The 7,742-nt window shown below is 64.4% G+C and carries 7 protein-coding genes, 1 tRNA gene and 2 rRNA genes (1 of these 10 cut by a window edge); all 10 read left to right on the top strand.

Annotated features, from left to right (window positions below; genetic code table 11):
• Positions 1-850 (top strand): 23S ribosomal RNA (locus FPL11_RS00125); it begins 2,042 nt to the left of the window's first position.
• 97 nt (positions 851-947) lie between these two features.
• Positions 948-1,064: ribosomal RNA gene (rrf, locus tag FPL11_RS00120) — 5S ribosomal RNA — on the top strand.
• 99 nt (positions 1,065-1,163) lie between these two features.
• A complete protein-coding gene (locus tag FPL11_RS00115) occupies positions 1,164-1,970 on the top strand; it encodes a biotin--[acetyl-CoA-carboxylase] ligase (protein ID WP_222103832.1) in 807 nt (268 codons plus the stop codon).
• On the top strand, positions 1,967-2,701 hold the full coding sequence (locus FPL11_RS00110; protein ID WP_159308510.1) for a type III pantothenate kinase: 735 nt from the start codon (positions 1,967-1,969) through the stop codon (positions 2,699-2,701). The genes FPL11_RS00115 and FPL11_RS00110 overlap by 4 nt, the downstream gene beginning before the upstream one ends.
• Positions 2,702-2,762: 61 nt before the next feature.
• Positions 2,763-2,838: transfer RNA gene (locus FPL11_RS00105), tRNA-Thr, on the top strand.
• 116 nt (positions 2,839-2,954) lie between these two features.
• Positions 2,955-4,538: a cbb3-type cytochrome c oxidase subunit I gene (locus FPL11_RS00100; protein WP_144346748.1), complete on the top strand. Its 1,584-nt coding sequence runs from the start codon at positions 2,955-2,957 to the stop codon at positions 4,536-4,538.
• Between the two features lie 10 nt (positions 4,539-4,548).
• Positions 4,549-5,169 (top strand): cbb3-type cytochrome c oxidase subunit II, encoded by a 621-nt coding sequence (locus tag FPL11_RS00095; protein WP_144346747.1) that lies wholly within the window; start codon positions 4,549-4,551, stop codon positions 5,167-5,169.
• Positions 5,169-5,843: a c-type cytochrome gene (locus tag FPL11_RS00090; RefSeq protein ID WP_200833605.1), complete on the top strand. Its 675-nt coding sequence runs from the start codon at positions 5,169-5,171 to the stop codon at positions 5,841-5,843. Before FPL11_RS00095 ends, FPL11_RS00090 begins: the two co-directional genes overlap by 1 nt.
• Positions 5,844-5,845: 2 nt before the next feature.
• The gene (locus FPL11_RS00085; protein ID WP_083217711.1) at positions 5,846-6,571 is read left to right on the top strand and encodes a c-type cytochrome; all 726 of its coding nucleotides are present in this window, start codon (positions 5,846-5,848) and stop codon (positions 6,569-6,571) included.
• Positions 6,564-7,739: a c-type cytochrome gene (locus FPL11_RS00080; RefSeq protein WP_144346745.1), complete on the top strand. Its 1,176-nt coding sequence runs from the start codon at positions 6,564-6,566 to the stop codon at positions 7,737-7,739. Before FPL11_RS00085 ends, FPL11_RS00080 begins: the two co-directional genes overlap by 8 nt.
• Positions 7,740-7,742 lie beyond the last annotated feature (3 nt).

Genomic DNA, 7,742 nt, shown 5'->3' with positions numbered 1-7,742 from the left:
CGGAAAGACCCCGTGAACCTTTACTACAGCTTCACACTGGACTTTGAGCATGCTTGTGCAGGATAGGTGGGAGGTGTCGAAACCGGAGCGCCAGCTCTGGTGGAGCCATCCTTGAGATACCACCCTTGCATGCTTGGGGTTCTAACCTAGACCCGTAATCCGGGCCAGGAACAGTGTGTGGTGGGTAGTTTGACTGGGGCGGTCTCCTCCCAAAGAGTAACGGAGGAGTGCGAAGGTACCCTCGGCGCGGTCGGAAATCGCGCTCTGAGTATAAAGGCAAAAGGGTGCCTGACTGCGAGACTGACAAGTCGAGCAGGGGCGAAAGCCGGTCTTAGTGATCCGGTGGTTCTGTATGGAAGGGCCATCGCTCAACGGATAAAAGGTACTCCGGGGATAACAGGCTGATTCCTCCCAAGAGTCCACATCGACGGAGGAGTTTGGCACCTCGATGTCGGCTCATCACATCCTGGGGCTGTAGCAGGTCCCAAGGGTATGGCTGTTCGCCATTTAAAGTGGTACGCGAGCTGGGTTTAGAACGTCGTGAGACAGTTCGGTCCCTATCTGCCGTGGGCGTCGGAGATTTGAGAGGATCTGCTCCTAGTACGAGAGGACCGGAGTGGACGAACCTCTGGTGTTCCGGTTGTCACGCCAGTGGCACTGCCGGGTAGCTACGTTCGGAAGGGATAACCGCTGAAAGCATCTAAGCGGGAAGTCCACCTCAAGATGAGATCTCCCCGAGGACTTGATCCTCCTGAAGGGACGTGGAAGACGACCACGTTGATAGGCTGGGTGTGGAAGTGCAGTAATGTATGAAGCTAACCAGTACTAATTTCCCGTGAGGCTTGATCATATAACCCCAAGAGGGCTATTGGACATTGGTCCTGCATGCCATCGACAACGTTCCTGACGCCAATGGCGCGGCTGTCGCGCCTTTGGTCACCGGTTTGCCTGGCGAAAATAGCGCGTGGGAACCACCCGACCCCATTCCGAACTCGGAAGTGAAACTGCGTAGCGCCGATGATAGTGCCGCCTCGCTGTGGTGCGAAAGTAGGTCATCGCCAGGCTCTTACAGCGAAGCCCCCGTTGGTCTCATGACCGGCGGGGGTTTTTTTTGGGCGCTCGACGGGCGTCCGCTCGATCTCAGCCAACAGGGCGTTGCCATCATGTCCCGACAGGCCACACGCTATGCTGCGGATGCCGCTGCCCGATCGAGGGTATTGAGCGAGGCCCTTGGCCCCCAGTGGGGGACTGTTCCCATCCATGTGTTTGAAACCCTCCCCAGTACCAGTCGCTGGCTGGCCGATGGCCCACTCGATCAACCAACGCTTGCGGTCGCTGACGAGCAGACCCGGGGGCGGGGCCGTCAGGGGCGTGAGTGGCAGTCACCGTCCGGGGGGATTTATTTCAGTGTCGGGCTACCGATGGACCCCGGGGTCAGTGTGCCCGATGGGCTGTCCCTGGTGATGGGTTTGCAGCTTGCCGAGGCACTGACCGCGGCCGGGTTTGCCGGGATCGCCCTCAAGTGGCCGAATGATCTGGTCGTCGACGATGCAAAACTCGCCGGTTTGCTGGTGGAGCGGCTGCCCAATGCCTTGATCGTCGGTGTCGGGGTGAACACCCGGCCCGTCCCGGAGGGCGCGGTAGTCGCGGGGCGGCGTGTGATCAGCCTGCGTGAGTTGGCCGATCGCCCCACCGGCGACGCGCTGATTGGCACGCTGGCAGGCGCGGTCCTTACGGTGACCACCTGGACGGCGACGCAGGTCGAACGGTTGCTTGAGACGCGCTGGCCGGTGTTTGATGCGCTGGCCAATCGCGTTGTCATCGCTGAACAGGCCGACGGAACGCGCCGGCAGGGCCGAGTGCTTGGGGTGACGGCGGCTGGCAACCTGCGCCTTCAGACCGACACCGGCGAACACCGGCTGGCCGCCGGCGAATGCCACATCGGGCCACACACAGGAGCCGCATCGTGACTGAACTGTTGATGGATATCGGCAACAGCCGCATTAAATGGGCGCGCGCCCACGAAGGTCAGATCGTGGGCGGCGCGCGTGCCGCATCGCATGATTCGCTGGAGCATGTGTTCAGCGAGTGGCGGGCGCTGGCCGCACCGCCGGATCGCGTGCGCCTCGTGAATGTTTCTGATGCCAGTGTCGCCGGGCAGCTCTCGGACTGGATGACGAGTCACTGGGCCATCCGCCCCGAAACGGTCCACACCCCGGCAATGGGCGGCGGAGTGCGGGTGGCCTATGCGCGCCCGGCGGCGCTGGGCACTGACCGGTGGCTGGCGATGGTCGGCGCAAAAGCCGCCGGCTATGCCCCGGCCTGCGTGGTTGACTGTGGCACGGCGATCACGGTCGATGTGGTGGCGGCGGATGGTACGCACCAGGGCGGGCTGATCGTCGCAGGCCTCGCCGCCCAGCAGGAAGGACTGGCGCAACTGGCCCCGGCGCTGCCGAGGGTGGAGTGGTCGACCCGGGCGCCCTTTCTGACCGCTGATACCGAAGACGCGCTGATCAGCGGATACCTGCATGGCACCGCACTGGCGATTCAGGGCATCGTGCGGCGCTGCATGAAAAACGACGCGGCCCGACTGACACCGGTGCTGACCGGCGGTGACGCCCCGCTGCTTGCCCGTTATCTGGACATGGATGTCTGTCTGCGGCCCGACCTGGTCCTCGAGGGCCTCGCCCAGCTGCCCTGAGACCCGCGCCCGCATTGCCCCGCTGCGCGCGGCCGGTTACCCTTTCAACGTTGATCGCGAAGCTGGCGTAGCTCAGTTGGTAGAGCAGCTGATTTGTAATCAGCCGGTCGGGGGTTCGAATCCTCTCGCCAGCTCCATTCCGATCCCCTCCCCGCCCATCACCGGCGACGGCCGGTATGTGGAAAACCACAATTTCTCCGCTGCCATGCCCTTCGTACCATTGCGTGAATAAATATTACGCGGTGGAGGGAAGATGTCGCTCACTATTGGCACGATGATGGCACTGTCGTTTGTGGTGTCCCTCATTGGCCTGGCCTTTCTGATCTGGGCGGTCGCCTCAAAGCAGTTCCGCGTCGACCAGTCGGATGCCGAGGTCATTTTCTCGGGCGCTGAAGGCGAGGATCACGCGCCCGACGATCCCACCAGCTTTGGCTTTCAGGAAGACGCCGAGCCCGGCGAGGGCACGGATACCCGCCATCGCAAGTTGATCTTTGCCCTGATCGGCTTCGGGACCTTCTGGTTGGTGCTTGGCTCGATCTTCGGGGTGATCGCCTCGCTCAAGCTCCATCTGCCGGACTGGCTGACCGGGTCGGCGCCGCTCAGCTTCGGGCGGATGCGCACGATGCACCTGAACTCGGTGATCTACGGCTGGCTGTCACTGGCAGGCATCGGGGTCGCCATGTTCCTTGTGCCGCGGCTGTTCAAGACGCCACTGCGCGGCGTCAATCTGGCCTGGGGCGGGCTTGTGCTGTGGAATATCGGCGTCGCGGTTGGTGTCTATGCCATCGCCACCGGCTGGACCGACGGGATGGAGTGGCTCGAGATCCCCTGGCAGGTCGATATCCTGCTGGCGGCCGGCGGTGCCTGTTTTGCCGTGCCGCTGGTTCTGACCGCGGTCAACCGCAACGTTCACCATATTTACGTGACCGCCTGGTATTACCTGGGCGCACTGGTGTGGTTTCCAGTGCTCTTCGTGATCGGCAATCTCCCCATTCACACCGGCGTGCAGGGGGCCACGGTCAACTGGTGGTTCGCGCACAATGTGCTGGGCCTGTGGCTGACGCCGATTGGCGTCGGCGCCGCTTACTATGTCCTGCCCAAGATCATCGGCAAGCCGATCTACTCCTACCGCCTCTCGCTGCTGGGGTTCTGGGCCCTCGCGCTGTTCTACAGTCAGGTGGGCATGCATCATCTGATCGGCGGGCCGGTGCCCACCTGGGTGGTGACGCTGTCGGTGGTGCAGTCGGTGATGATGTTCATTCCCGTGATTGCCGTGGCGGTCAACCAGCATGTGCTCTGGGCCACGAATCTCTGGGCGTTCAAACAGTCGCTGCCGCTGCGCTTTGTGGCCTTCGGTGCAGTGATGTACACACTGGCCTCGTTCCAGGGCTCCATGGAGGCGGTCCGCGCGGTCAATACGGTGACGCATTTCACCCATTACACGGTCGCGCATGCCCACCTGGGGGCCTATGCCTTCGTCTCGCTGGTGCTGTTCGGCACGGTCTACTACCTGATGCCGATCCTCACCGGGCGACTCTGGCCGGCGCCGCGCCTGATCGCCCTGCATTTCTGGCTGGTGGCCATCGGCTTCGGTGTCTACTTTTTCTCGCTCAGCATCGGGGGCTGGCTGCAGGGGCTTGCCATGCTCGATGCCAGCCGTGACTGGCTGGAGTCGATGCAGCTGATGCAGCCCTATCTGGAAGGGCGCTCTGTGGGCGGCACGCTGATGACGCTGGGCCACCTCCTGTTTGCGATCAATCTGCTGTCGCTGGTGTTCGCACCGCGTCGGTCCACCGATGCGGTGGGCACGGCGACGCCGGCCACAAGCGCCAGCTGAGGAGCCACTCATGAACAAAGTCTTTCCGCTGGCCGTTCTCGCTTTCGCGATTCTCGCGTTCGCGACGCTCATGCTGGTGATCTTTCCGGCGGCACAGATCCGCACGGTCGAGCCCGCCGAGGGGCTTGAGCCCTACACCGCAGTCGAGGAGCGCGGTCGGCAGCAGTACGTGGACCTGGGCTGCTACTACTGCCACTCGCAGCAGCCGCGCAGCCCTGAGCAGGCGCCCGATCTGCAGCGTGGCTGGGGGCGTCCGACCACGCCCGCCGACTATGTCTACGACGACCCGCACGTCCTCGGCACCATGCGCACCGGGCCGGACCTGATGAATGTCGGCGCGCGGATGCCCAGCCAGGGCTGGCACCTGACCCATCTGTATCAGCCTCGAGCCATCGAGGAGAGCAGCATCATGCCGGCCTATCCGTTCCTTTTCGAGGTCAAGCAGAACCCCGACGAGGACGATGTGGTCGTGCCGGTGCCGGCTGAATATGCCCCGGCGGACGGTGCCAAGGTGGTGGCCCGCCAGAGCGCACTGGACCTGACCGCGTACCTGCTCTCCCTTGACCGGACCTATCCGGCCAAGGACAAGGAGCTGCGTGACCTGGGTTTTGATGGCGGAGACGCACGCTGATGAGTGATCACAACGACCAGCGCCCGGAGCCGCAGCGCACCCCGCTCAAGGAAAGCCGGTTCGAGCCTTACGAGGTCAACCGACCGATCCCCATTTTCGTACTGGCAGTTGCCGTGGCCCTGATGGCCTGGGGCGTCTACACGCTCTGGTCCAATTCCGGGCCGGCCACTGAGTCAGCCGCTCTCGAAGAAGCGCCCACGGTAGGAATGACCGGCGACAGGGATGTCGCGGATGGGCAGGGATCGCTCATGACGGTTGGCGCCTCGCTGTTCGAGTCGAACTGCGTGACCTGTCATCAGGCGAACGGGTCGGGCATCAGTGGCGCCGTGCCGCCGCTGGCGGGCTCGCGTTATGTCACCGGCCCCGCCGAGGCGCCGGTCCAGATCCTGCTGCACGGTATCAGCGGCGTGATCGCGGTGGCCGGCAATGAATACGATGGTCGTATGCCGCGATTCGGCGAGACCTTGAGTGATCGTGAAATTGCGGCAGTGGTGAGCTACATCCGCCAGCAGTGGGGCCATGACGCCGGAGCGGTGACCCCGGCGTTCGTCAGCGAACAGCGCGGCCGCTTCGAGGTCGGGCGGAGTCCGCTGGGCGGTGGCGCCGAGATTGAGGCGGTCACCGGGATATCCGCCCGGCTGACCCGCACGGCCGCAACGGAGGCATCACAGTGAATATGAAATGTCCGAGTGCCTGGGTCCCGGCGGCCCTGCTGCTCATGCTGGCCCTGCCGGTGGGCGCGCAGGAGGTCGACGAGGATCTGCCCGACGAAAGTTACGCCGCCGAGATCTACGCCGCTGAGGCGGCCGAGGTGGATCCGGCCGAATACGCGACGCTGGCCCGCGAGGGTCAGGGCGACGTCTGGTCGTGTGCCAGTTGCCACGGCGCCAAGGGCGAGGGCAATGGCAATATCCCCCGGCTGGCGGGGCTGTCGAGTGGGTACATCGCCAAGCAGCTCAATGCCTATGCCGAGGGCGTGCGCATCAATCACAACATGCAGTATGTGGCCGATAAGCTCACCCAGAAGGAAATGCTCGGCCTTGCCCGCTATTACGCCGAAATGGAAGCGCCCAGCGCCGCCGAGGCCGAACTGGGCGGCGATCTGGAGCGTGGCCGCGAGCTGGCCAATCACGGCGACTGGGATATCGAAGTGCCGGCCTGCTACAGCTGTCACGGTTCGTCGGCCTGGGGCGTTGAACAGGCCTTCCCAAGCCTGGCGGCGCAGCAGCCCACCTACACCTATGCCCAGCTGGCGGCATGGACCGATGGCCGTCGGAAAAACTCGCCGCTGATGCTGATGCAGGGCATTGCCCATGCCCTGTCCGACGCGGACAAGCGGGCGGTGGCCGACTATCTCGCGACACTGCCGGCGCCGCCGGCGGAGGACTCCATCAATGAGTGACCACGACAACAACGATCGGCCCCGTAAGGACCCGGGGCGGACCACGCTGCGCCGGGCGCTGATCGCCGTCGCCATCGCGGCGGGGTTGGTGGCCATTGGCGCCGGCCTCTACGCCAGCGGCATTTACGCGCCCATCGCCCAGTCGCCCGACCGCGAGCCGGACGAAGGCCGCGAGCTCGCCGAGGAGGCTGCCGAGCGGCGCGAGGAGTGGCTTGCCGAGCGCCAGGAATATACCAATGATCCCGCCGCCAACCCGCCCGCGCTGCCGGTCAGTGAGGAAGGGTATTTCATTCCCAATGACGTGGCGGACGCCCCGGACAACGAGTTCGGCGATTCGGTACGCCGTGGCTACGAGGTGTTCACCAACACCCAGACCAATGCCTCCGAGCACGTCGGCAACGGCATGAACTGCGCCAACTGCCACCTCGGCGGCGGGACCGTGCCCGGGTCGGCGCCGATGTGGGCGGCGGCCGTGGAGTACCCGGCATTCCGTGGTAAGAACAAAATCATCAACACCATGGAAGACCGCATTCACGGCTGCTTTACCTATTCGATGAACGCCCAGGGCTCGCCGAGTGGCAGCCCGCCGCCGCGTGACGGCGATATCTACAAGGATCTGCAGAGCTTTTTCTACTACATGGCCGAGGGCGCACCGCTGGAGGGCAACCTGCCGGGCCGTGGCTACTCCACGCCGCCGGAGCCTGAGCAGGGCTACAGCATCAGTCGGGGTGAGACCGTGTTCGAGAACAACTGCGCGGTCTGCCATGGCACTGATGGCGGTGGCCGGCAGGACCCCAACGGTCGCTGGATCTTTCCGGCGCTCTGGGGGGATGACGCCTTCAACTGGGGGGCGGGGATGCACCGCATCAACACCGCCGCCGGCTTCATCAAGCACAATATGCCGCTGGGTCAGGGCGGATCGCTCACCGATCAGCAGGCCTGGGATGTGGCGGCGTACATCAATAGCTGGGAGCGGCCGGCGGATCCGCGGCAGTTCCGCGATAACCTGAGTGTTGCCGAGACCGACGAGCAGTTCCACGAGCACACCCCCAACTGGTACGGCGACGTCATTCGCGGGGATCTTCTGGGCGACGGCGTCTCTGGTGAGCCGACTGAGCAACCGCCGTCGGCGGGCGCGCCGCGGCACCGCGATCAGGCAAGCCGCTAGCGC

Source organism: Spiribacter aquaticus, assembly GCF_007625215.1.
Taxonomy (GTDB): Bacteria; Pseudomonadota; Gammaproteobacteria; order Nitrococcales; family Nitrococcaceae; genus Spiribacter; species Spiribacter roseus.
This window is presented reverse-complemented; position numbering and strand designations above follow the sequence as displayed.